General features: G+C 61.3%; 22 protein-coding genes. 9 read left to right on the top strand and 13 right to left on the bottom strand.

Going from position 1 to position 24,172, the window contains the following annotated elements; translation table 11 throughout:
- Window positions 1-134 precede the first annotated feature (134 nt).
- The 4 genes from FLP30_RS05610 to exbB all read right to left on the bottom strand — a co-directional run bounded on the left by FLP30_RS05610 (window position 135) and on the right by exbB (window position 2,905).
- Complete coding sequence (locus tag FLP30_RS05610; protein ID WP_149278952.1) at window positions 135-743, bottom strand: superoxide dismutase; 609 nt, start codon at window positions 741-743, stop codon at window positions 135-137.
- Window positions 744-881: 138 nt separating this feature from the next.
- On the bottom strand, window positions 882-1,724 hold the full coding sequence (locus FLP30_RS05605; protein WP_149278951.1) for an energy transducer TonB: 843 nt from the start codon (window positions 1,722-1,724) through the stop codon (window positions 882-884).
- Window positions 1,721-2,158: a TonB system transport protein ExbD gene (exbD, locus tag FLP30_RS05600; RefSeq protein ID WP_149278950.1), complete on the bottom strand. Its 438-nt coding sequence runs from the start codon at window positions 2,156-2,158 to the stop codon at window positions 1,721-1,723. The genes FLP30_RS05605 and exbD overlap by 4 nt, the downstream gene beginning before the upstream one ends.
- Window positions 2,159-2,164: 6 nt before the next feature.
- The gene (gene exbB, locus FLP30_RS05595; protein ID WP_149278949.1) at window positions 2,165-2,905 is read right to left on the bottom strand and encodes a tonB-system energizer ExbB; all 741 of its coding nucleotides are present in this window, start codon (window positions 2,903-2,905) and stop codon (window positions 2,165-2,167) included.
- Window positions 2,906-3,375: 470 nt separating this feature from the next.
- Here exbB and FLP30_RS05590 point away from each other — a divergent pair, with 470 nt between their 5' ends.
- Window positions 3,376-5,682, top strand: a complete 2,307-nt coding sequence (locus FLP30_RS05590; protein ID WP_149278948.1) for a TonB-dependent receptor — start codon at window positions 3,376-3,378, stop codon at window positions 5,680-5,682.
- A gap of 88 nt (window positions 5,683-5,770) precedes the next feature.
- A complete protein-coding gene (locus FLP30_RS05585) occupies window positions 5,771-6,373 on the top strand; it encodes a tetratricopeptide repeat protein (protein WP_168200049.1) in 603 nt (200 codons plus the stop codon).
- 59 nt (window positions 6,374-6,432) lie between these two features.
- On the opposite strand, the gene FLP30_RS05580 is transcribed toward FLP30_RS05585, so the two are convergent.
- Window positions 6,433-7,332: a LysR family transcriptional regulator gene (locus FLP30_RS05580; protein ID WP_149278946.1), complete on the bottom strand. Its 900-nt coding sequence runs from the start codon at window positions 7,330-7,332 to the stop codon at window positions 6,433-6,435.
- 101 nt (window positions 7,333-7,433) lie between these two features.
- Between FLP30_RS05580 and FLP30_RS05575 the strand changes: the two genes are divergently transcribed.
- Window positions 7,434-8,195 (top strand): SDR family NAD(P)-dependent oxidoreductase, encoded by a 762-nt coding sequence (locus tag FLP30_RS05575; RefSeq protein WP_149278945.1) that lies wholly within the window; start codon window positions 7,434-7,436, stop codon window positions 8,193-8,195.
- Between the two features lie 49 nt (window positions 8,196-8,244).
- On the opposite strand, the gene FLP30_RS05570 is transcribed toward FLP30_RS05575, so the two are convergent.
- The 8 genes from FLP30_RS05570 to rimP all read right to left on the bottom strand — a co-directional run bounded on the left by FLP30_RS05570 (window position 8,245) and on the right by rimP (window position 18,166).
- Window positions 8,245-9,636, bottom strand: coding sequence for an NAD-dependent succinate-semialdehyde dehydrogenase (locus FLP30_RS05570; protein ID WP_149278944.1), 1,392 nt, complete (start codon window positions 9,634-9,636; stop codon window positions 8,245-8,247).
- Window positions 9,637-9,718: 82 nt separating this feature from the next.
- Window positions 9,719-10,876 carry an iron-containing alcohol dehydrogenase gene (locus FLP30_RS05565; protein ID WP_149278943.1) on the bottom strand — a complete coding sequence of 386 codons (1,158 nt, stop codon included), beginning with the start codon at window positions 10,874-10,876 and terminating at the stop codon, window positions 9,719-9,721.
- A gap of 87 nt (window positions 10,877-10,963) precedes the next feature.
- Entirely contained in the window at window positions 10,964-11,557 is a 594-nt protein-coding gene (locus tag FLP30_RS05560) for a TetR/AcrR family transcriptional regulator (protein ID WP_149278942.1), read from the bottom strand.
- 614 nt (window positions 11,558-12,171) lie between these two features.
- Window positions 12,172-12,633 (bottom strand): 30S ribosome-binding factor RbfA, encoded by a 462-nt coding sequence (rbfA, locus tag FLP30_RS05555; protein ID WP_149278941.1) that lies wholly within the window; start codon window positions 12,631-12,633, stop codon window positions 12,172-12,174.
- A complete protein-coding gene (gene infB / locus FLP30_RS05550; RefSeq protein WP_149278940.1) occupies window positions 12,630-15,320 on the bottom strand; it encodes a translation initiation factor IF-2 in 2,691 nt (896 codons plus the stop codon). The genes rbfA and infB overlap by 4 nt, the downstream gene beginning before the upstream one ends.
- Before the next feature lie 12 nt (window positions 15,321-15,332).
- Window positions 15,333-15,998 carry an RNA-binding protein gene (locus tag FLP30_RS05545; RefSeq protein ID WP_246856601.1) on the bottom strand — a complete coding sequence of 222 codons (666 nt, stop codon included), beginning with the start codon at window positions 15,996-15,998 and terminating at the stop codon, window positions 15,333-15,335.
- A 14-nt stretch (window positions 15,999-16,012) separates the two neighbouring features.
- Window positions 16,013-17,557, bottom strand: a complete 1,545-nt coding sequence (nusA, locus tag FLP30_RS05540) for a transcription termination factor NusA (RefSeq protein WP_149278939.1) — start codon at window positions 17,555-17,557, stop codon at window positions 16,013-16,015.
- A gap of 30 nt (window positions 17,558-17,587) precedes the next feature.
- Window positions 17,588-18,166: a ribosome maturation factor RimP gene (gene rimP / locus FLP30_RS05535; protein ID WP_149278938.1), complete on the bottom strand. Its 579-nt coding sequence runs from the start codon at window positions 18,164-18,166 to the stop codon at window positions 17,588-17,590.
- Window positions 18,167-18,399: 233 nt separating this feature from the next.
- On the opposite strand from rimP, the gene FLP30_RS05530 reads away from it, so the two are divergent.
- The 6 genes from FLP30_RS05530 (at window position 18,400) to FLP30_RS05505 (ending at window position 24,167) form a co-directional block, all read left to right on the top strand.
- Window positions 18,400-18,978 carry a hypothetical protein gene (locus FLP30_RS05530; RefSeq protein ID WP_149278937.1) on the top strand — a complete coding sequence of 193 codons (579 nt, stop codon included), beginning with the start codon at window positions 18,400-18,402 and terminating at the stop codon, window positions 18,976-18,978.
- Window positions 18,975-20,243 carry an AAA family ATPase gene (locus FLP30_RS05525; protein WP_149278936.1) on the top strand — a complete coding sequence of 423 codons (1,269 nt, stop codon included), beginning with the start codon at window positions 18,975-18,977 and terminating at the stop codon, window positions 20,241-20,243. Before FLP30_RS05530 ends, FLP30_RS05525 begins: the two co-directional genes overlap by 4 nt.
- A gap of 39 nt (window positions 20,244-20,282) precedes the next feature.
- Window positions 20,283-21,260 carry a hypothetical protein gene (locus tag FLP30_RS05520; RefSeq protein ID WP_149278935.1) on the top strand — a complete coding sequence of 326 codons (978 nt, stop codon included), beginning with the start codon at window positions 20,283-20,285 and terminating at the stop codon, window positions 21,258-21,260.
- A gap of 158 nt (window positions 21,261-21,418) precedes the next feature.
- Window positions 21,419-22,603, top strand: a complete 1,185-nt coding sequence (locus tag FLP30_RS05515) for a DegT/DnrJ/EryC1/StrS family aminotransferase (protein WP_246856600.1) — start codon at window positions 21,419-21,421, stop codon at window positions 22,601-22,603.
- Between the two features lie 34 nt (window positions 22,604-22,637).
- The gene (locus FLP30_RS05510; RefSeq protein ID WP_246856599.1) at window positions 22,638-23,849 is read left to right on the top strand and encodes a CgeB family protein; all 1,212 of its coding nucleotides are present in this window, start codon (window positions 22,638-22,640) and stop codon (window positions 23,847-23,849) included.
- Window positions 23,850-23,945: 96 nt separating this feature from the next.
- Window positions 23,946-24,167 carry an acyl carrier protein gene (locus tag FLP30_RS05505; RefSeq protein ID WP_149278934.1) on the top strand — a complete coding sequence of 74 codons (222 nt, stop codon included), beginning with the start codon at window positions 23,946-23,948 and terminating at the stop codon, window positions 24,165-24,167.
- Window positions 24,168-24,172: the final 5 nt, after the last annotated feature.

The raw sequence follows: 24,172 nt of genomic DNA, 5'->3' as shown, positions 1-24,172 counted from the left end.
AACGGCAGACCAGAGCGGGTGCGGGGCCATAGCCCCCACCCGCGCATGGCCCTGCCTGCCGTGGAGGCCACCTGTGCCCCCACGCTGAAAGACCCTGTGCGCCAGAGAACCATGCGGCACACAGGAGAACAGGGTCAGGCTGACAGAAGCTGCGCTTCGGCAAACTCGTAGTTGGCCAGCTTGTCCAGATAGTTGGTGACATAGTCCGGACGACGGTTGCGGAAGTCCAGGTAATAGGCGTGTTCCCACACATCCAGCCCCAGCAGCGCATGGCCCTGACCCTCGGCCAGCGGGTTGGAGCCGTTGGCAGTCTTGGTGACAGCCAGCTTGCCTTGCGGTGTCAGCACCAGCCAGGCCCAGCCTGACCCGAACTGGGCGATTGCTGCCTTCTTGAAGGCGTCCTTGAACGCTTCCACGCTGCCCAGATCTTCCTTGATCTTGGCTTCCAGCGACGGCGGAATAACGCCCCCTGTAGGGGACAGGTTGTTCCAGAACAGGTTGTGGTTCCAATGCTGGCCCGCGTTGTTGAACACGGGGGCAAGGGCGCTGTCGCCCTTGACGGCCAGAATAATATCCTCAAGCGATTTGCCCTGTAATTCGGGCTTGGCCTCAACAAAACCATTCAGCGCCGTCACATAGGCCTGATGGTGTTTGTCGTGGTGCAGTTCCAGTGTTTCCTGGCACATGCCTTTGCTGGCAAGCGCGTTGGTGGAATATGGGAGAGCTGGCAGTTCAAAAGCCATGACGGCCTCCTTCATAACAACTGTATAGCTGGCCTTAATCAAATAAGCCGCTTTGACCACGGGACGCCTTTGCCCACGCCACACCCGCGTGGGGCAACCCCATTATGGGGGTTACAACTCCCCTTACGGCTCAAGGTTTCACTCACTATTCTGCCTGATATAAAATTCAACAGGCACCGTCAGTGTTACCGGGTCTCCAGCAACACTATCGGGTGGCACGGGCAACGGCTCTGCCCGGCGTACAAGAGCCAGTGTCTCCTGATCAAGCATTATATGCCCCGAGCTTCTGGCCAGCCGGGCTGACAGCACATGGCCCTTGCGGTCCATGGAAAAGGTTAAAAACGCGGTTCCCTGCCGTTGTTCGGCCTGGGCCTGGGCGGGATAACGCTTGAAACGCTCCAACCGACCCAGCAGCAGGCCCTGCCAGGTCACGGGATCGTGCGCGGCATGGGTGGTCGAAGCCCCGGGGGCCGGAGCCGCCTGTGCCGGGGCCGGGGGGGCCTGCACGGATGGCGGGGCCGTTGTCTGGTCGGCCTGATGGGTTTTGTCCGGCACAGGTGTTTTAACACTGGGCAGCGGTTTACGCTTTTTGATGATCTTCTGTATTTTTTCGGGCGCGGGCACCGGCACGGGCGGGTTGGGGGCCGGGGCCAGCGGGGCTGCAACCTCGGGCGGCAGCTCGGGGTCCGGGTCGGGCTGAGACAGCGTCTGCTGCGGGCCGGGGGCGGAATCATCCGGCGGGGAGGGCGTTGCCACGGCCTCGGGTGCCAGATCTATGGCAATCGCGGCCGGGGGAGCCTCGGGCACAGGCTGGGGGGGCTTGGGCAACTGCACCAGCAACGCAACACACCCCGCCCCCACCGCCATGACAGCCAGCAGCGACAGCCCCCAGGACACGGCCTCGCGCCGCTGCTCATGTCGTAACTGACTGGCCTGCCAGCGGCGGAAGGAAAAAGGAGAGATCGGGGCGCTGGCGGTCATTGCGGTTGCGCGCCTTCTTCCTGCCCTTGCAGGTTGACCAGCGCCACCTTGAGGTACCCTGCCGCGCGCAGCTTATCCATGACCCCCATCAGCGTGCCGTAATCCACCGTCTTGTCAGCCCGCAGGAAGATGCGTTCGTCCTTGTTGCCCTTGGTCGCGGTTTCCAGCGTGGCGGCCAGCGCGTCGGGGGCGATGTCATCCTCCCCCAGGGCCAGACTGTGATCCGCCTTGACGGTCAGAAACACCGGGTTATCGGGCCGAGGGGTTGGTTTTTCCGTCGAGGATGGCAGGTCCACCGGCACATTCACCGTGGTCAGCGGGGCTGTGACCATGAAAATGATCAGCAGCACCAGCATGACATCAATAAAAGGCGTGACGTTGATCTCATGCGCCTCGTGCGGGCTTTCGTCCGTATGGCGTAAACGGATGCTCATGCCCTGTTACTCGGCCCCGGCAGCGCGGCTGCCCAGGCGCACAATCTGCCCCTGTGCCAGCAACGCCTGCATCCGCCCCAGATCACGCGAGACCAGCCGCATGACCAGTGCTGTCAGGTCCGACACCTGCGCGCGGCAGGCCGCCGACTGCCGGGCCAGATGGTTGTAGATCACCACCGCAGGAATAGCCGCCACCAGCCCCAGGGCCGTGGCCAGCAAAGCCTCGGCAATGCCGGGGGCCACCACGGCAAGGGTTGTCGCCTTGCTGGCGGCAATACCGGTAAAGGAGGTCATGATCCCCCACACCGTGCCAAACAGACCAACAAAGGGGGATGTTGCACCAACCGTGGCCAGCAGGCCGGTGCCACGCATGAGCCGCCTGCCCTCTGCGGCCTCCAGCCGTTCCAGATGCAGGACAATGCGTTCCTTCAGCCCGTCTGTATCATCAGGAATATCGCTTGAGCGGGCGCGTTCGGTTTCGGCTGCCATAACCAGCGTATGGGCAATGCGGCAATGGCGTGTTTCCACCTCGCCCCCGCCCAGTGTGTCGGCTTCCTCCAGCACGGATTCGGCACGGGCCAGACGGGCGCGCACACGCAGGAACTCGATGGTCTTTGCAATAAAGACTGTCCAGGTCAGCACACTTGCCACAATCAGGACCAGCATGACCGCCTTGACGACGGGACCTGCGTTTAAAAACATCTCCCATGGAGAGAAAGCCGGGGGCAGTCGCATGTCAGTGGGCATGGTGAAACCTTGATGATGAAAACTCTAGCCATTGTCAGCCACAGTGCAAATGCACCACGCATGCCGCCAGACCATGGGCGCAAGCAGGCCCACGGGCTTAAAGCCGGGGACCGGATACAGGCGTGCCACGCGCGGTTTTATGAGGCCGCAATCCTTGGGATGACATCGCATAAATCATATTTTAATTGCAAGTAAGAATCTTTATCAAAATGAAATCCGGGCGGGTGCCACCAAACCCCTTAAATGAGGGGTTTTGATATTCCCTTTTTAAAACTAGGGAAAATTGAAACTCCGTAAAAATGACCAGACCCAGAATTGTGACAAAATTGACACAATCTGTCGGGGCAAGCGATTCCTGCTGTTAAGAATCATTTGCATATCTGTCATCCGCAAAATTATGTCAGTCGTGTTTTCATCATGTTCAGACAGCGTTCAGCCCCACACAGATGGCTGAATGAGGAGTATACTGCATGCGTCCCATAAAGCTGCCCCCTGCCCAATCCGGCACGTTGCGCGCGGCTGTTGCCTTTGGTGTTTCCATGGGGCTTGGCCTGACCGCCGCCGAGGCCGACGCACAGGATCTATCCAGCACGCCAGACGCCGCGCCGTCAGACAGCGCCATCAAACTGCCAGCCGTGCGTGTTGGTGGCCATACGGACCAAAGCGACCAGAGCAGCTATGCCGCGGGCAATACCAACAGTCAGGTTCTTAATATTTCCAGAATGCCTGCCTCCGTGCGGGACACACCGCAGACCATCAACGTGGTCCCGCAAGAGCTGATCCGCCAGCAGCGCGCCTTTACGCTGGACCAGGCGCTCAGCAACGTGCCCGGCATTACCATGTCCACCGGCGAAGGGGCTGGCGGGCTGAATGGTGACCAGTTCCGTATCCGCGGGTTGCAGGCCCGGCAGGATATTTACACCGACGGGCTGCGCGATTTTGGCACCTACACCCACGACACCTTCAACACCGAGAGTGTGGAAGTGATCAAAGGCCCGTCGGGCGAATATTTTGGTGCAGGCAATGTGGGCGGTGTTATCAACCAGACACAAAAACATGCCCATCTTGGCAATGTTTATAGCTACGACCAGTCTTTTGGCAGCGGGTCGCTGTTCCGTGGCGCGGGTGATGTCAACTATCAGATCAACGACGACATGGCCATTCGTGTCAACGGCATGTTCAACCGGCAGGATATTGTCGGGCGTAACAATGTGACCTCCAACCGGTATGGCACGGCAGTCGATTTCGGGGTGGGGCTGCGGCACAAAACATCGTGGCATATGACATGGCAGTGGCTGAACGGTGACAGCAGCCCCGACTACGGGGTGAGCATGATCCAGGTTGGCGGCATTTACCGCCCGATTACAGAATACGGCCTGCCGCGCGACACCAGCTATACCCGCAGCTTTGACCGCGACCAGTCCAACATCCACATGCTGACATCAGGCCTTAAGTCCGAGGTCAACCGCTGGCTGACCATTACCAACGACACGCGCCTGAGCCTGTACGAGCGCGACTACGCCGCAACCACCCCCAGCGCGTGCAGCGGCGCCTGTGCGACATCCTTCCTCAACGGTGGCAACCCCACCCTGCCCTACGGTGCCGGTGGCGGCGTTGCCTACCGCCAGAGCGGCTGGGGGGTACAAAACGTGCTGATGGGCCGTGCACGTTTCAAAACATGGTTTATCAAACATGACCTCAAGGCCGGGGTGGATATCAACTACGCCAGTGACTCGCGCTGGCCGGGTGTTTATGCCAACCGCTCCAACAACCAGACCATCCGCACCCCCTACTACTCCGCCCCCGGCACCAGCCTCAGCTTTCCGTCCTCCGGCTATGGCAATGCCAATGCGCGCGATGTCGGCCTGTTTTTTGCCGACAAGTTCCAGCTGACAAAACAGCTTTCCCTGTTTGGCACCGCCCGGTGGGACTCCTTCTCCAGCACGTATTATGCGCGCTCCAACCAGAGTGCAGGCCGGGCCGAGCAGAAGTCCGACCGATGGAGCCCATCGGCCAGCATTGTTTATGCCCCGTTTGACAATGCTTCCTTCTACTTCACCTTTGCGCGCTCCTATAAGCCGGTCGGCACGGATGTGTCCTCCCTTGTCACCATCCGGCCTACGGCGGGCGATGTGGCGCAGAAGGGGGTCAACCTGTCACCCCAGCGCAGCGACCTGTTTGAGTTTGGCTCCAAGGCCGACTTCCTGCACAAGCGGCTTGGCACCACGATCTCCTTCTTCCAGATCAGCGAAACCAATTCCCGCTACTATGATGTCAACGGCGACATGAGCACGGGCTTTGGGGATGCGGGCAGCGGCAGGCGTATTCGCGGTATTGAACTCAGCGCCAACGGAAAACTGACGCGTGACTGGCAGATTTTCTCGTCCTATTCCTACATGGACGGTATTGTCACGCACAGCGCCGCAGGGGACAACGGCCGGACAGCACCGCAGGTGCCGCACAACACCGTGTCCATCTGGAGCACTTATGACCTGTCCCGCCTGGTGCTGAACCCCAAGTGGGGTGACCTTAAAATCGGTGGTGGCGTGCAGTACACATCGGGCTACTGGGCGGGCCCCAGCACCTCAAACACGGCGCGTATTCCCTACACGTTCAACTTCAACGGCATGCTGTCGTGGGACTACAAGCACTATCGCGTTTCCTTCAACGCCAACAATATTACCGATAACCTCAACTATGCATCCTCCTTCTCCACCGGGCGTGCGGTTCCGGCCTCTGGTCGGGCGTTTATTGGCAATATTGGTGTGACGTTCTAAGCACGCCGGTTTTTCATAAAACCCCATGCGTTTGATGGACCCTACACCACACACCAGACTGCCCCCCCACACTGTGGAGGTGCAGCTTATGCTGGCCCAGATCTATCTGGACCAGCACCTTTACGCCGCAGCCTTTGGCATGCTGGAGGTTGCGGCAAGAAGTGCCGACCCACGCGCCCTGAACATGCTAGGCCGCGCTTACGAGCGGGGCTGGGGCGTTGTACGCAATATTCCTGCTGCCATAACCTATTTTAACATGGCAGCCGATCAGGGTTATGGCTGGGCGTTTTTTAACCTGGCCGACCTGCACATGGCGGGGCGGGACATCCCGCAGGATACGGCACTGGCACAGGCCCTGTATATCCGCGCCGCACAGGCGGGGGTTTACAAAGCCCTGACCATGCTTGGCCTCCTGCTGGAAGACACACAGCCCCCCTGCCCCACCACCACCGCAGCCGCGCGCCAGTATTATCAGGCCGCGGCAGATGCCAGCGACTGCTGGGGGTTTTTAAACCTCGCCCGCCTGTCTTTACAGGACGGGGACCATGCCGCAGCAGCAGAGTGTTTCCAGCAGGTTTTGCAAACGGGGTTCAGGGACTGCTTTCTGGCCATGAAGGCGTTGCTGCCCCACATACCAGACCCGCAGCGCAGCCACCTGCTGCACCAGACCGAGGCCCGCCTGCGGTCTTGAAATGTATTTTTCTTTTAGACACTTTTTAGAAAAATTCTCACCAGACCCTTTTGCCAGTGTCAGGGAACCGGCTGCACTTTGGCGCTGATAATCTCGATCAGCCAGTCCATAAAAACACGCACCCGGGCCGATAACTGCCGGTTGCTGGGATAAAGCAGTGAAAGCGGGGTCGGCAGTGGTGGAAACTCTGCCAGAACCTCAACCAGCGTGCCGTTTTCAAGGTCTTTTTGAAACCGGTAGCGCGGGGCCTGCACCAAGCCAAGGCCAAGCCGGGCCGCAGCCGCGCAGGTGTCGGCCCCACCCACCAAAAGCTGGGCAGGGAGCATAACCTCCACCACCTTGCCGCCAGACGTAAACTCCAGCGGCAGAGCCTGCCCGGTGCGGGAGGAGACAAAGCCAACCATCTGGTGGCCCTCCAACCTGTCAGGGCTGACGGGCACCCCATGCCGTGCCAGATACTCCGGGCTGGCCACCGTCACTTCCTCCATCACCCCCAGGCGGCGGGCCACCATATCGCTGTCAGCCAGCGGCCCGGCCCGCACAACACAGTCCACGCCCTCGCGGATCAGATCAACAAAGCGTTCCCCTTCACCCAGGTGCAGGGTCAGGCCGGGGTGGCGTGCAAGAAAATCCGGCAGGGCGGGCAGGATGATGGTCCGTGCCAGATGGCCGACAACATCCATACGCAGCACCCCCGCAAGAGTACCGCTGACACTCCGGTCAGCATCCTCCAGATCAGCCAGTAACGTGCGACAGCGCTGATAGTAAGCCTCCCCCTCGACCGTAGGGCGGACACTGCGGGTGGAGCGATGCAGCAGCCGTGCGCCAAGCCTGCTCTCCAGCGCCTTGATGGCCGCCGTGGCCACCGGGCGCGACACCCCACAGGCCGCCGCCGCCGCACTAAAGCTGCCCCGGTCAACAATACAGACAAACAGATGCAGTGTGGCGAGTCTCTCCATCCGATTATTCTACCACGCAAAACAATGCTGTCGGAAAGAGCTGTCTTATCGGGGGCCCGCAGATGTGACCACCATGGGGCCCTCATCACACGGAGAGTCTCATGTCTGGACCACACAGTATTGCCCTTGTTACCGGCGGAAGCCGCGGCCTTGGCCGCGCAACGGTGGAGGCTCTTGCCCGGCGCGGGGTTGCCTCCCTCCTGACCTACAACACCAACAAAGCTGCGGCTGATGCCGTGGTGGACAGCGTAACCCGGAGCGGAGGCCACGCAAAAGCCCTGGCCCTTGATACGGGCAACACCCGTGCTTTCCCCGCTTTTGTGGCCGAGGTGCAGCATGCTCTGGCGGCATGGGGGGCGGAGCGTTTCAATTTTCTGGTCAACATGGCCGGGACATCGCATAGCGGCCTCATCACCGAAGTGACAGAGGACGACTTTGACGCCGCCTATCGCGTGCATGTCAAAGGCCCGTTTTTTCTCACCCAGGCGCTGCTTCCGCTGATTGCCGATGGCGGGCGGATCGTCAACATTTCCTCCGGGCTGACACGGTTTTCACACCCCGGCCGGATTGTCTATGCCTCCATGAAAGGGGCTGTGGAAGTGATGACACGCTACATGGCCAAGGAACTGGGGGCACGCCAGATTGCCGTCAACACCGTTGCCCCCGGCGCGATCCAGACTGATTTTTCAGACGGGGCCGTGCGTGACAACCCGGAGATTGCCCGCGCCATTGCCGCCGCAACCGCGCTGGGCCGCCCCGGACTGCCCGACGATATTGGCCCGATGATTGCCTCGCTCCTATCTGATGAAAACCGCTGGGTTAACGCACAACGGATTGAAGTCTCAGGCGGGCAGGCCCTCTAACCCATGCTGAAGGAGGGGGCTGTAACACGCCCCCTCCTCCTGATACTGCTCAGAAAGCCGCGTCGATATCCACCACATTGATCAGCTTGTGGTTGACGAACTCCTTGATCCCAAGCCCGATCAGTTCCCGACCGTAGCCAGAGTTCTTGATCCCGCCAAAAGGCAGGTCTGCCTTGGGTGCCAGCGGGTGGTTGATCACCACCATCCCTGTGCGGATTGCCCGCGCAACCCTGGCCCCTCGGGCCTCATCCTGTGTAAAGACACTCCCACCCAGACCGTAGGGTGAGTCATTGGCAATACGGATGGCGTCGGCCTCGTCCTTTGCACGGTAGATCTGGGTGACGGGTCCAAAAAACTCCCAATGCCGGGCGTCATTTTTCTCATCCAGATTGGACATGAGCAACGGCTGGAAAAACGCCCCCTGTTCGGGCACAGGCGCACCAATAACCTCAACCTTGGCACCAAGGTCCATCGCCCGTGTCACCTGGTCCCGCAGGTCATCCGCCGCCGCCTGGGACGAGAGCGGGGCCAGAGTGGTTGCCGGGTCCATCGGGTCGCCCGCTTTAAGGGCGGCCACACCCTGCTTATACAACGCGACAAACTGGTCATACACCGCATCTGCCACAATCAGCCGCTTGGCAGACACACAGACCTGACCCGCATTCCAATGCCGGCCAATAACCGCCCAGCGGGCAGCTTTTGCAACATCGGCATCATCCAGCACGATAAAGGCGTCGGCCCCACCCAACTCCATGGTCGCCTTTTTCAACGCCTTGCCAGCAATCCCGGCAATAACCGTGCCTGCCCCTTCCGACCCTGTCAGCGCAACACCGCACACGCGCGGATCATTCAGGATCATGGCTGTATGGGGCCGGGCGGCATACAGGTTGCGGAACAACCCTTTGGGCAGACCGGCTTCTGCCATCAGCGTATCAAAGGCAGCAGCACACTGCGGCAGGTTGGACGCATGCTTGAGCAGCACCGCATTCCCCGCCGACAACTGCGGCGCAATAATACGCACCACCTGATAGAAGGGGAAATTCCACGGTTCAATCGCCAGCACAATGCCCAGCGGTTCATGCACCAGGGTGGCTTTACCCTCGGCCGGGTCAGCCACGGGCAGCACTTCAGGTTTTAGAAGATCCTGTGCATTCCGGGCGTAGTATTCAAAAATCTCGGCGGAAAGAATGACTTCCTTGCGGGATTCTTCAAACAGTTTCCCCATTTCCAACGTGCCGAGCCGGGCATAGTGGTCACAGTCACGGCGCAGGATGGCGGCGGCCGCCGTCATGACCTGGGCACGCTCTGCAAAGGATGTGTCGCGCCAGACCTCAAAAGCCGCATGGGCCTCGTCCAGAGCCGTTTGAACCTGTGCGTCCGTTGCATCGGGGAAACTGGCAATAACCTCGCCAGTATAGGGGTTGGTTGTCGCGTAAGCCATTGGAAGCCTCGTTTTATAAGCGTGTGGAAAAGAGGCCGGGGCAGCGCGCAGATGCGTCGCCCGGCCGTCATAGCCCGATTGATCAGGCGGCGGTTTGCAAAATTGTGCGGCTGACATCCAGCGTGACATCACCCTTTTCACCCAGGGCGGTCATGTCGTGGTCTGCAAGCTGCTGAACCAGATCGGTGATGCCGTCAGCCCCGATGTCATAGGCAGACAGACGGGTTGGAACACCCAAACTTTCAAAAAATGCCTCGGTTTTTTGAATAACAGCGTCAATCCGCGCATCTTCCGTGCCTTCGGTCAGGTTCCAGACCCGTGCGGCATATTGCAAAAGCTTGGCGCGCTTTTCCGCACGGCGCACTTTCAGCAGGGCAGGAAACACAACGGCCAGCGTGCGCGCATGATCAATATGATATTTTGCCGTGATTTCATGGCCAATCATATGCGTGGTCCAGTCCTCGGGCACACCAGCGCCAATCAGGCCATTGAGGGCAAGCGTTGCAACCCACATCAGGTTGGAACGCAGGTCATAATCCTCGGGTGTTGCGATAATACGTGGCCCGATCTCGATAAGGCTGGACAGTAGCCCTTCCGAAAAGCGGTCCTGTGCCATGCTGTCCACCGGGTATGTCATGTACTGTTCCATGACATGCACAAAGGAATCCACCACACCGTTGATCACCTGCTTCATGGGCAGGCTCATGGTACGCATGGGGTCCAGCACGGAAAAACGCGGGTACACCAGCGGGTTTGAAAACAGCAGCTTGTCACCCGTGGACTGGCGCGAAATAACGCTCAGACAGTTCATTTCCGAACCTGTGGCGGGCAGGGTAACCACCGTGCCAAGTGGCAGCGCCTTTTGAGCAGCCTCGCCTTTGCTGACCAGAATATCCCACGGTTCGCCCTCATACGGCACGGCCGCTGCGACAAACTTGGTGCCATCCATGACCGAACCACCACCGACAGCCAGAAGGAAATCCAGCTTTTCCTCCCGCACCAGGGCGACGGCCTTCATCAGTGTTTCGTAAGTCGGGTTGGCCTCAATGCCCCCAAACTCCCGAAAGGTCCGCTGGCCCAGAGCGGCCCGCACCTCGGCCAATGTGCCGCTGCGCTCAGCACTGGCCCCGCCATACAGCACCAGCACGCGGGCTGTGGGCGACAACTGGTCGTCCAGCCGGGCAATCATGCCTTTGCCGAACAGGATGCGCGTGGGGTTGTAGAATTCAAAATTCTGCATTGCCATTCCTCTTAGACCGGTCGTCTATATTAGACCGGTCACTTATTAAATAAGCAGCATCAAGCGCCACTGCGCCCTCGCCTGCTGCTAGATGTCCAAAAGCCGTCTGGTCGCCTCCCAGGCGTGGTCAAACGACTGTGCATTCCGGGTAATCTTGACCATCAATGTCGCACCCAGCCAGAGCTGGTACAGTGCTGCTGCCAGCATCTGTGGTGTCTGCTGGTTGCCCACCGAGCCTTCTGCCTGCCCCTGTGTGATAACCGTGCCCAGACGGTCGATCACAGTCGTGGTGCCAACTTCCAGAATGGCCCGCATCCGCTCAGAAAGATCCGAGACTTCCGCAGCAAGTTTGACAATCAGGCATTTATCCCCCACCTGCCCTTCCAGATGGGTGTCCCGCCAGAACTGGCAGTAACGCGTCAGCTTCTGGGCTGCGTTGCCGTCTCCCTTTTTCAGCAGGTCTTCCATCATCAACAGATAGTCTTCGATATAGGTTCTCAGGAGTTCTTCCCCAAAAGCCTCTTTTGATTCGAAGTAATGATAGAATGACCCTTTGGGGATACCTGCAACATCCAGGATTTGCGCCAGACCAACAGCCGAAAAACCACGCAGGCCAATAAGCGGTTTGGCCGCTTGCAGGATATGCTGCCGGGCAGCGCGATGTTTCTCTGCGATCTTCATACCAGTGTCTTTACGACACGGGGGCGGAGGTGTCCACTCAAAAATTAGACCAGTCGTCTATTTTTAGAGACCAACCCGAAAGCAAAAACTCTCTGCCCCATACTGACCGGCACAGGAGAGAAGTAGAACAGCAAAAAACTGGAAAAATGTGTGCTGGTGTCCGCGGCGGGATTCGAACCCACGGCCCCAGGATTCATCCCACTACAGCTTTCGCTGCCACCCCCAAAAAAGGGTGCGTTTGTGGGCTGGACTGTCCCTTTGCCCTGGGCCTGTAAAACAGGCCTTTAGGCACCGCCCGTCCAGTCTCTACACCTTCCGTCGTCAAACGGCTTGGCTCGGGATTGGCAAGGCCCGTAAAGGCCGTAGCTTTCCCCGACTTTGAGCGGATTCACCATGGGGTTTCCCATCATGGTGCCCAATTATCTAGGAATCCTGTGCTCTATCCTGCTGAGCTACGCGGACACACTCGCTTTCTATACTGAAAGCAGCCTGTACCGGCAAGGGGCAGAAGCACGTGGGAGAGAGGGCAGAGCCGGAAAATACGCCCGGCCTGGCCCGCAGTCACAAGGGCAGGCAAGCCACCCGTGACCGTCAAGAGGCGCTGAACGCGCCTCTTACTCGTCAGTCGTTGTGTCGGTGTCCTTGCCCAGATCGCGCTGGACTTCAGGCAGGCGCAGCAATGTATCAACATGCATGGCCGTATCCAGCGCCGTATCGGGCTGAAAGTGCAGTTCCGGCACGGTACGCAGGCGCAAGGTATGGGCAAGCTGGGTACGCAGCCACGGGGCAACCCGCTTGAGGGCTGGCAGCAGTACATCCACATCGCTCCGGCCCAGACGGCTGACAAACACCGTCGCGTGCCGGAAGTCGGGCGCAAGGCGGACTTCCGTAACCGTAATGGCGGCATCTACCAGAGCAGGATCGCGGAATTCCGTGCGGCCAAACACTTCGGCCAGCACACGGCGCACTTCTTCACCAACACGGAGCTGGCGCTGCGACGGGCCGGAAGTTGAAAGGCCAGCGCTATAACCCGCTGGCCCCTCTACTTTACCCGATGCTCTGTTCCGACGGCTCATGCCGGAACCAGCTCGCTTTCGAAGCATTCGACCACGTCACCCTCGCGCAGGTCATTGTAGCCTGCGAAGGAGAGACCGCACTCATAGCCACGGGCGACTTCCTTGACATCGTCCTTGAAGCGCTTGAGCTGGCTGAGATCACCTTCGTGGATCACAACGCCATCACGCAGCAGACGCACGCCACAGCCGCGCTTGACCACGCCTTCTGTGATGTAAGACCCAGCCACCTTGCCGATCTTGCTGATTTCGAAAACCTTGCGGATTTCGGCATAGCCAAGGAACTTCTCGCGGTGCTTGGGAGCCTGCTTGCCGCGGACCAGAGCCTCCACGTCGTCCGCCACCTGATAGATGATGGAGTAGTAGCGGATATCCACGCCTTCACGCTGGGCAAGCTGGCGGGCCTGCACCGTTGCGCGGACGTTGAACGCGATGATGACCGCATCCGACGCCTTGGCAAGCTGCACATCACTTTCCGTGATCTGGCCGACAGAGGCGTTGAGGACGCGCACGCCCACTTCCTCGTTAGCCAGCTTGAGCACGGTGGTCTGGATGGCTTCGGCCGAACCCTGCACGTCCGCCTTGACCAGTACGGAAACCTCTTTCTGGTCCCCGGCCTGGATACGGGCGAGCATCTGGTCGAGCGTGCCACGAGCGGCAACCTGCCCTGCGACCTGATGTTCCTTGAGCTTGCGCTGACGGAACTCGGAAATCTCGCGGGCGCGGTTTTCGTTTTCGACCACCACGAAGGGGGCACCAGCCGCCGGAACACCCGACAGACCCAGCACTTCCACCGGGGTGGACGGGCCAGCAACATCAACCTGGCGGCCATGATCGTCCACCAGAGCGCGGACACGGCCCCATTCGGCGCCAGCCACCACGATGTCCCCACGGCGGAGCGAACCCTTCTGCACCAGAACGGACGCAACCGACCCACGGCCACGGTCAAGGCGGCTTTCGATCACCGCACCTTCACCCGGACGTTCCGGATTGGCGCGCAGTTCCAGAATTTCAGCCTGCAGGAGGATACCCTCCTCCAGCTTATCCAGACCTTCGCGCTTGAGGGCCGACACTTCGATATCCTGGACGTCACCACCCATGGATTCGACCACGATTTCGTGCTGCAGCAGTTCCTGACGGACGCGGTCGGGCTTGGCACCCGGCTTGTCGATCTTGTTGATGGCCACAATCATAGGCACGCGAGCGGCCTTGGCATGTTTGATGGCTTCAACCGTCTGCGGCATCACGCCGTCATCTGCCGCGACAACCAGCACCACCACGTCGGTGATGGAGGCACCACGGGCACGCATGGCGGTAAACGCCTCATGACCGGGGGTGTCGAGGAAGGTGATGCGTGCACCAGACGCCAGAGTAACCTGGTAGGCACCGATATGCTGGGTAATGCCACCGGCTTCACCCGCGGCCACATCGGTCGTGCGCAGGGCGTCAAGCAGGGAGGTCTTGCCATGGTCAACATGGCCCATGACCGTCACCACAGGCGGACGGGGCTGCAGGTCGTCGGCCGTGTCTTCCACGCCTTCGATCCCCAGTTCCACATCCGATTCCGACACACGGCGGACACGGTGGCCGAATTCCTCCACCACCAGTTCGGCGGTGTCAGCATCAATCGACTGCGTGACCGTGGCCATCACGCCCATTTTCATCAGGGCTTTGATAACCTCACCCTGACGGGCGGCCATACGGTTGGCCAGTTCCTGCACGGTAATGGTTTCGGGCAGGATAACGTCACGCACGACCTTGACCTGGTCGGAACGCAGGCGCTCCAACTCGGCCTGGCGGCGTTCACGCTCGCGCTGACGGCGGACAGACGCCAGCGAACGGGTCTTGTCGTCGTCCCCTTCGATCGCGGCCTGCACGTCAATACGGCCAGCGCGACGGCCATTGCTGACCTCGCCCTTACGGCCTGCGCCGGTCTTGCGCCCGCTGGGCGGAGCCTTGCGGGAGGGGCCACGGCGTGGTTCGTCCTCGCCTTCCGCTGCACGGCCACTGCGCAGGCGCAGGGTCTGGGCGGCGGCGCTGTCGCGCTCGGCACCGGCTGCACCGTCAGCCGCACGGCTGGCCGGGGCGGCAGGGGTTGCCGCAGGGCGCAGGGGCCGAGCGGGCATGATTGCGCGTTCCGCCAGCGGGCGCAGACGGCCTACCGGGGGTGCAAGCGTCACTTCGCCAGGGATCGGCACCGCGGACACAACAGGGTCGCGGGTTTCGATCGGCTTGATGGCGTCGATACGGCTTTTGCGCTGTTCTTCCTCGGCGGCGGCCTGCTGGGCCTGAGCTTCTTCGGCTGCGCGCTTGTCTTCCTCTTCCTTCCGGCGGGCTTCTTCAGCCGCGGAAAGAATACGGATTTTTTCTGCCTCGCGCCGTTCAGCTTCGCGCTGGACAGCCAGTTCGGCTTCTTTTTTCTGCTCTTCCAGCACGCGCTGGCGCATGGCCAGTTCGGCTGCTGTCAGGGTACGGCCCACGCCTGCGCGTGACCCGCCTGAACGGCCACCCGCACCAGGTGTGCCGGGGCCACGCTTTTTGCGGACCTCCACCTGCACAACCTTGGAGCGGCCATGACTGAAACTCTGCCGCACGGACCCGGCATCAACCGTCCGCCCTACCTCCGAACGCCCTGCCGGACGAAGGGACAGACGCCCTTTACCCTGATCCTGATCCTTGCCTTCGCTCATTGACCCGCCTGTTCACACCCGTCCGCCGGAGAGGTCCGGCAGGACACGGGAGCTGTCTTGCGACACTCCCGCGAAACGCTTGTTTTCATTACACAGACGCGTGGCCAGCCCGCCGGCCGCCAGCGCCACATTCACTACCCGCTCACGCCCGAAAATCCTGGCGAGTTCAACGGACGTCAACGTCTCTATCACGGGAATATCCCGCCCACCCGAAAGCAGGCGATCACGCTCTTCCCGGCTTCCATCCAGTGCGTGGACAATGGCACCAACACGGTGCTGGGCCATCCATTCACGCACCTTCACAAAACCGCTGACAGCTTGCCCGGCCCGCCGGGCCAGCCCCACGATTTCGATCATACGCCGGAGCAGACCTGCCTCCACCTGGGTGGGCAGATCGTCCGGTACCTGTAGCTGCATCCGGGCGGCGCGTGCGAACGCACCACGAATGCGAGCCTGTTCTATCACATCCCGCCGGGCACTCAACCAGATTCCCCGTCCCGGCAGCCGTGCGTCCAAATCGGGCACCAGCACACCGGCAGGCGAAATGGCAAAGCGCACCATTTCGGCGGGCAACCCCTCGGTACGGGTAACAATACACCGCCGGTGGGTGGCCTTGGCCTCCGCCTCCAGCCCGCCGTCAAGCGGGCTGTCATGTTCTGGCACGTACTCTTCGTTCACTCGGTATCTGGCCCTCAGGCGTCGGCACCCTTATCCTGCGCGCTGGAGTCGGCACTGCCTTCTCCATCAAACCAATGCGCGCGGGCTGCCATGACAATTTCGTTGGCGGCTTCTTCCTCAATGGCATCTGCCCCGAGAAGCTCGACCAGTTCATCCCCTGCCAGATCGGCAAGGTCGTCCAGTGTCTTTACACCTTTTTCACCCAAAGTCACAAGCATCTGGTTTGTGAACACGCCCATCTGGGCAATTTCGTCCACAACACCAAGGGCTTGGCGGCGTTCGTCCAGGGCTTCTTCCTGACGGACCAGGTGGGCTTCGGCGCGCTGGATCAGCTCACCCACCACCGAGTCGTCAAAGCCTTCGATCGCTGCCAGCTCTTCGGGGTCGGCATAGGCCAGTTCCTCAATGCTATGATAGCCTTCGGTGACCAGCAGCCCGGCGATGACGTCGTCCACATCCAGTGCTTCAACAAACTGGTTGGTCCGACGGCGGAATTCTTCCTGCCTGCGCTCGGATTCTTCAGCCTCGGTCAGGATGTCGATGTCCCAGCGGGTCAACTGGCTGGCCAGACGCACGTTCTGCCCACGCCGGCCAATAGCCAGAGAGAGCTGGTCGTCAGGGACAACCACTTCCACGCGGCCTGCTTCCTCATCCATCACCACCTTGCTGACTTCAGCCGGGGCAAGGGCGTTGACCACAAAGGTGGCGGCCTGCGGGCTCCAGGGGATGATGTCGATTTTTTCGCCCTGCAACTCGGCCACAACCGCCTGCACGCGCGAGCCGCGCATACCAACGCAGGCACCGACAGGGTCGATTGCGGCATCGCGCGAGATCACAGCCATTTTGGCGCGGGAACCGGGGTCACGCGCAACGGCCTTGATTTCGATGATGCCATCGTAAATTTCGGGCACTTCCTGCGCAAACAGCTTGGCCAGGAAGGCCGGATGTGTGCGGGACAGGAATATCTGCGGGCCACGCGGCTCGTCACGCACGTCATAGATATAGGCACGCACGCGGTCGGAGTTGCGGAAGGTCTCACGCGGGATCAGCTCATCACGACGCAGCAGGGCTTCGGCGGAACCGATTTCAACCAGCAGGTTGCCGTATTCGGTGCGCTTGACCGTGCCGTTGACGATTTCGCCCACGCGGTCCTTGAATTCGTTGTACTGGCGCTTGCGCTCATATTCACGCACGCGCTGGACAATCACCTGCTTGGCGGTCTGCGCTGCAATACGCCCGAAGTCGATGGGCGGCAGCGGATCGATCAGATATTCCCCGGCCTGAATTTCAGGGCGGAAACGCCGTGCAATGTCGAGGGCAATCTGTGTGTCCTCGTTTTCGACCTGACCGACAACTTCTGTCCAGCGGGACAGGCGCACTTCACCCGTGCGGCGGTCGATCATGGCGCGAATGTCTTTTTCGTGGCCGTATTTGGCGCGCCCGGCTTTCTGGATGGCCTGCTCCATGGCCTCCAGCACCTCTTCACGCTCGATACCCTTCTCGCGTGAGACGGCGTCCGCCACCAGCAGCAGTTCAGGACGGGAAACAGAGGTATCCATGCTTTTGGCTCTCCAAAACAGGCAGCGGTTTCAGTGCAGCTTGTGGTCGGGCGGGGTCGGCCCGTCATCCGGCGTGTCATCGCCCCCCGCTGCGGGTGGGGCCATGCGGGCGCTGGCCTCGATCAGCGCGTCGGTCAGCACCAGGCGGGCGCGGCGCATTTCGGCCAGGGGGAGGGCAACTTCCGTGCCATCATCCAGCCGGATGCGCGCCACCGTGCCGTCAGACCCCAGGGCCACACCGGCAAAGCGGCGGCGGCCATCCAGCGGCACCATGACTTCGGCCCGGACTTCATGCCCGGCAAAGCGATTCCAGTCTTTTGCCCGGCACAGGGGCCGGTCAATCCCGGCGGAGGACACTTCCAGCGTCCAGGCCCCGGGAATCGGGTCTTCCACATCCAGCAGGGCACTGACGGCCTGGCTGATGCGTTCGCAATCTTCAACGCTGATCTGCGCGCCATCGGCACGGTCAGCCATGACCTGCACGGTCGGGCGCTCGCGCCCAAGCACCGCCACACGCACGATTTCATACCCCATCTCGACAATGGAGGGGGAAATCAGGGCGGCGATGCGGGCCTCAAGGCCGGAATGGGCGGAAAGATCAGTGTCCAAAGCAAAAAAGGCGGCCCGTCAAGGCCACCCCCCGAAACATATTTATAGTAAGAAGGATGATGTGGTGTTTACGGGATACCCGCCCAAACCGCAAGTACGGAATGGGGCCAGTGCCCCCACCAGGCAACGACACTGACGTTCGCGTATTGCGCCGCGACGCAACAAACGCTTTTATTAAGTTGCTTGCGACATATTTGCCACTCATGACCGATTCGCCAGGGGCCGATCCTTCCATGCGCCAAGACCAGGAACCCGCGGCCGCGCCAGAACCACACTCAGCGGCCCACACGACCAGAACCGCCCTGATAGGGCTGGCAGCCTGCGCCCTTGTGGCCTGGGGGACGCTGCATGTCCTGCGCCCTGGGGCGGCGGACAGCGCTGCCCCCCAGGCCGTGGCCGCCGCCGAGGACCCCAACATCCTGCATGCCGATGCGACAATGGCGGTCATAAACGCCGCCAATGCCCCCAAGGCCCTGGCCGACTCGGGCTATTCCACCGCTGAGCAGGCCGATATTCTGGCCGCCGTCAAACGGCACGAGGTCAAGCTGGTGGCCATGCCTGTTTATGACGCCACGGGGGCTGGGGGCGCCATTACCATTGTCTGCGGGCCGTGGCAGCGCACCGTGTCGCTGCTGCCCACACCCACCACGGTCATCCTGCCCATTGCCATCAGCGGTGCGGTGGATATCCTGCCTGCCACTCCCCCTGGCCCCATGGGCACAGGCAGTGGGGCCGTCACTGTTTTTGGCCCACAGGCGCTGCCTGTCCTGTATAAAGGGAATACCCTGTCCTTGACGGTTCTCGCACAATGAAGGCTCTGCTCCCCGCCCTGACACGGCTTATGCCGTTGATGATGCTGGTGTTCCTGCTGCTGGCCAGTATCCAGATCGTGCTCAGCCTGCACCTGTCGCTGCATTCCATCACGCATGTCCTGCAATGGGCGGCGGCCGCCTGGCCGGTTCTGGCACTGGGGGGGCTGGGCCTGACCGTGGCCGGGCTACTGTTTGAAACTCGCGCCGAAAAAATCGCGCGCAAAGGGCTACTACGCCGACGGGGGTTCTTTATGGACGTTCTTGCCAGACTGACCAATCGCACGGCGCTGGAGGAAATGCTGGCGCGCGAGCAGCGGGAAACCGCCATTGATGCCGAGGAACTGGCCGCCAACCTGCGCGCCCGTGTTATCGGCCAGGACCAGGTGTGTGAGGACATGGCCGCCCAGCTCCGCCGCCGCCTGGCGTTGCAGACCCGGGGCAAGCCTGTGGGCATTTTCCTGCTGGCTGGCCCGCCGGGCACTGGCAAGACCTATCTGGCCAAACAGCTTGCCCGCCAGTTGGAACGCCCGCTGCTGCATTTTGACATGACACAGATGAGCAGCCCGCACGCCGCCACCCAGCTTTTTGGCTCGCCCAAGGGCTATGTCGGCTCGGACACCTACGGCAAGCTGACCGGCGGGTTGCAGGAAAAGCCCGACGCCGTGGTGCTGCTGGACGAAATTGAAAAAGCCCACCCCGATGTGTTCAAGAAATTCCTGACCGCATGGAACGACGGACATATTACCGAGGCCTCCACCGGGCAGCAGATTTCCACCGTGCGGGCCATTTTTGTGCTGACGTCCAACATTGCCACCACGGCCCTGACCGAAATTGCCGACCGCCTGCATGATGACCCCGACCGCATGCGTGCCGAGTCGGTGGAAGCCCTGCGCCAGGCCGGTTTTGCCCCCGAAGTGCTGAACCGACTGGACCGCATTTTTGTGTTCCGTGCCCTGCGCGGGCTGGATATTGCCCGCGTGGCCGCGCTGGAAATCGAAACCATGATCGAAGGCTACGGGCTGAAGGTGGAAACAGGCGGGATTGACCCGGCCCTGCTGATTGATGTCATGCGCCGCCAGAGCCGCATGGGTGACGCGGCCTCGGCCCGTGACCTGGTGCGCGCCATTGAGGACATGATCAGCGAGTCGCTGATTGTTGCGCGCCAGCAGGGGGCAGGCAAAGTGCGCCTGCTCAAGGAGGCCGACGGCAGCGTGGTGGCCCATGTGGCGGAAGACGGCGGGGCAGACGCCCGGCTTGTGCCCTGACCGCACCCACCCCCCACGACCCCAGCTAAGGCCCCGCGTATGTCCGCTTTTACCCGCCTGTGGCGCCGTGCCCCGCTGTGGCGCACGGCCCTTTTGACCACGGGGGCCTGCACGGCCCTGTCCGTGCTGTTTCCCGCCCCGTGGCTGGCTACGCGGCTGCCTGCCTATGCGCACCTTGCCTCCAGCATCCGCCATGCCCTGCCCGGCCAGGGCAGCGCCGACAGCACGGCGGAGGACGGCAGCGCCCTGCACCCGGATGAAGACCAGCGCACAGTCTCCGTCCCCCCCATGGATGCCCAGTTTGAAGGCTCGGTCGCCTTTGCGGGGCGGCGCGTGCCGCTGCCTGCGGGTAAATGGCACCCGCTGCTGAACTATCAGGACGATGTCTCCCACGGGGAAATCCTGACATCTCTCTATGTCCGTTCGGAACAGGGTATTGTGACGGGGTTGATGATTGCCCAGGCCACCACCCAGTCCATCCCGCTGTCCGACACGCAGGTGGTGCAGGAGGAGTGCCACAGCACCTTCAACTTCATGACCGAATCCCTGCCCCAGGACGGGGCACGCACGGAATGCTGGATGACCTCCCCCGTGCGGGTTGTGAACTCGGTGTTCCTGACCTCCAACCAGGCTTTGCAGGCGCTGGTCAGCAGCCCGCTGTTTATCCCCCCCGCCGTGCAGCGCCTGACTGTCATGGGGTTTGAACTGCCCCCCGTGCTGGTGGATGCGGCGTGGAACCATATTGAAAAGACCAAGGACAGCTCGCGGGTGGATTTTATGAGCGTGCATATCCTGCTCAGCCCTGCGGAAAGTGGCAGCCGCAAAGTGCCCGGCGCGCCCGAAAACTGGTCCCGCGCGGGCATGGCGGATTCCCCCGCTGTGGCCGACTTTGTACAGCGTAGCAATGCATGGCTCCAGGGCTGGGTGCCCTACCTGCGCCAGGGGTTTGATGGCAGCCTGTCCACCACAGCCCCCCCTCCGGCTGCCGCCGCGACAGACCCCGCTTTCCATGGCTGAAAAGCCGGGGCAGCCGCCTTGCGCGCTGCCCCCTAATGCCCGTATCATCCACCCCTATGACTGGGGTGGCCATGGGGCTGGAGACGGCGCAATACCTTAACAGACAACGGCAGCAGGCCCACTGACAGCATCCCTCCTGAAGGAAAGATTTCGACTGAGTGATCCAGCCTGCCACCCACCCCGCGCCCAGTCACCCCACCACCCTTGCCCCCCACCGCCCTGCTGCAATTGATATTCCCGTTGCTCTGCCACGGCTGCCCACGCTTGAGCACATCATCCCCTATCTGGCGCAGATTGATACCAACCGCTGGTACACCAACCACGGCCCGCTCTGCGCAGCCTTGCAGGAGCAACTGGCGCGTTTCTGGGGGCTGGAGTACGAGCACGTCGCCCTGACAACCAGTGCCACGTCGGGCATTACGCTGGCGCTGAACGCGCATGAGGTGCAGCCGGGGCTGCGCTGCCTGATGCCGTCCTGGACATTTACCGCCAGTGCCGGGGCCGTTGTGGCAGCCCATCTACGCCCGCATTTTGTTGACGTGCGCGCCGATACCTGGTGCCCCGACCCCACAGAGATGGAAACACTGGCCCAGGCCCCCGATGTCGGGGCCATGCTTGTTGTTGTGCCCTTTGGCACGCCCATAGACCTGGCCGTATGGGACGGTGTCAGCCAGCGCACCGGCAAACCGGTGATTATTGATGCCGCCGCCGCCTTTGACACCCTGCGCGCCGATGGCCCCATGCCTGTGGCCCACTGCACAACGGTTGTCAGCATGCATGCGACCAAAGTGTTCGGGCTGGGCGAAGGGGGGGCCGTGCTGTCGCGCGACCCGGTGCTGGCGGAGAGGGTCAGAACCCTCGCCCGTTTTGGCTTTGCAGGCACGCGGGCTGCCCAGTTACCCGGTATCAACGCCAAAATATCGGAATATACGGCGGCTGTCGGGCTGGCCGGGCTGGACTACTGGCCCCGCACCCGCGCCAACTGGCAGGCAGCTACCGCACTGTACAGGCAACACCTGCCCGCCACCCTCCTGCCCCCCGGCGGATGTGGTGATCACTGGGTAACATCCACCCTCAATATCCTGTGGCCGGACAGCGCCACGCAGTTGGCCGACACGCTGGCCGGGCAGGGTATTGGCAGCGTGTCCTGGTGGGGTACCGGGTGCCACACCCAGCCTGCCTACGCCACCTGCACCCGCCAGCCGTTGCCTGTGACGGAACGCCTTGGCCACAGCGCCCTTGCCCTGCCGTTCTGGCAGGATATCGGCACGGAGCAGGTTCTGCGCATCTGCGCTACCCTGACCCAGGCTCTGGACAGCATGGACCTGAACACCGCCGGTTAACGGCCGCCCCTTCCAACAAAGGAACAGACGCCGCATGTCATCCCCCCGCAATATTGTTGCGTTTGTCGGCCAGAATGAAAACGGTATCCTGCGGCAGTACAGCCACGACCTGATGGCCCTGCTGGCCCCGGACGGGTATATTGGTCACGTCATAGACCTGCACACACCCGATGGGCTGCAAAAGTTCAACGACCTGTTCCCCCAGGGGATTGCCATGGCCTGGGGCTGTGCCGGGGTGGGGTCCGGGCTGCGGCATAATGACCAGATCCTGTGGGATATTATCAAAATCCCGTTTATTTCCGTGCTGGCTGACCCACCGTGCTGGATGCCTGTCCACCACTTCATGCCATCGCGCTATGTGGCCAACGCCTATGTCTTCAAGGAATGGCTACAGGTGCAAAGGCGGCTTGTGGGTTCCCCCCAGTATAGCGCCGTGCTGGATGCCGTGGGTGTGCCGCCCAACCCGCACCGGGATGACATTGCCTGGCGTGACCGCTCACAGCGGATGGCCTTTATCAAAACCGCAGGCGACCCCCAGACCCGCAGGCAGAAATGGGCCAACTTTCCGTCCCGCTGGCGCGCCATACTGGAAGATGCCGCCGCCAGCGCCATCGTGTGTGAGACGGGGGATATTACCGATATCTTTCTGGCTGCGTATGAAAGCCATGGCCTGTGCCCCGACCACCGCAAGGATATCCTGTTCGGCCTGATGTGTGAGCTGGACCTGTATGTGCGCGAACACCGCATGACAGCCTTTGCCACCGCCCTGCTGGACCTGCCGGTGGATATTTACGGGCGCGGCTGGGACCATCTGGCCCACAAGGCCACACGCGCGCGCTTTCACCCCGCCTTTGATGCCATGACACTCAACCGGGTTTACGCCGACACCCAGTTTATCCTGAACACCAGCCCCAACATTGCCTCGAACGTACATGAGCGGGTGGCATCGGGGCTGGATTCCCGCTGCTGTGTCATTTCCGACCACAATGCCTTTACGCGCCAGCACATGGCCGATATCCCGACCTTTTTTGGCGTTGACCCCAACAGCCCCGACCTTGCCGACCAGATGGCCGCGCTGTACCACTCCCCCACGGATTATACAGAGGCAACCCGGATCGGGGCCAGCTACGCCGCCCGCACCTTTGACGGCAGGGCCTACATGCTGGCCATGCTCAAAATCGCGGAGGAAATCAAAACGGCGGAGCATTTCCACGCCTCTATCCCAAAGGAGCTGGTCTTTGTATGATCATGCCAACACCATGGGAATGCCTTGGCATACAACGCCCTGCCCCTAACGGGCTGGCCCGATTTTAAAAATCACGAACTCAGAGGACCCGATCAGATGGACGAATTTTACGAAGGCCTTGCCGAAATTCTGGAAGTGCCCGCAGCGCAGGTCAAACCGGAACTCAGCCTTGCCGACCATGACTGGGATTCCATGGCCATTATCTCCTGCGTTGCGCTGATTGATGAAGTATTCGGCCATCTGGTTTCCGGCTCTGCCCTGGCCAAGTGTGCCTCTGTCGCGGATATTGAAAAACTCATTACTGCTGCTGCACAGTAAGGAAA

Source organism: Acetobacter vaccinii, from assembly GCF_008365315.1.
Classification (GTDB): domain Bacteria; phylum Pseudomonadota; class Alphaproteobacteria; order Acetobacterales; family Acetobacteraceae; genus Acetobacter; species Acetobacter vaccinii.
The sequence above is the reverse complement of the archived record's forward strand: the minus strand, read 5'-3'. Positions and strand labels throughout refer to the sequence as shown.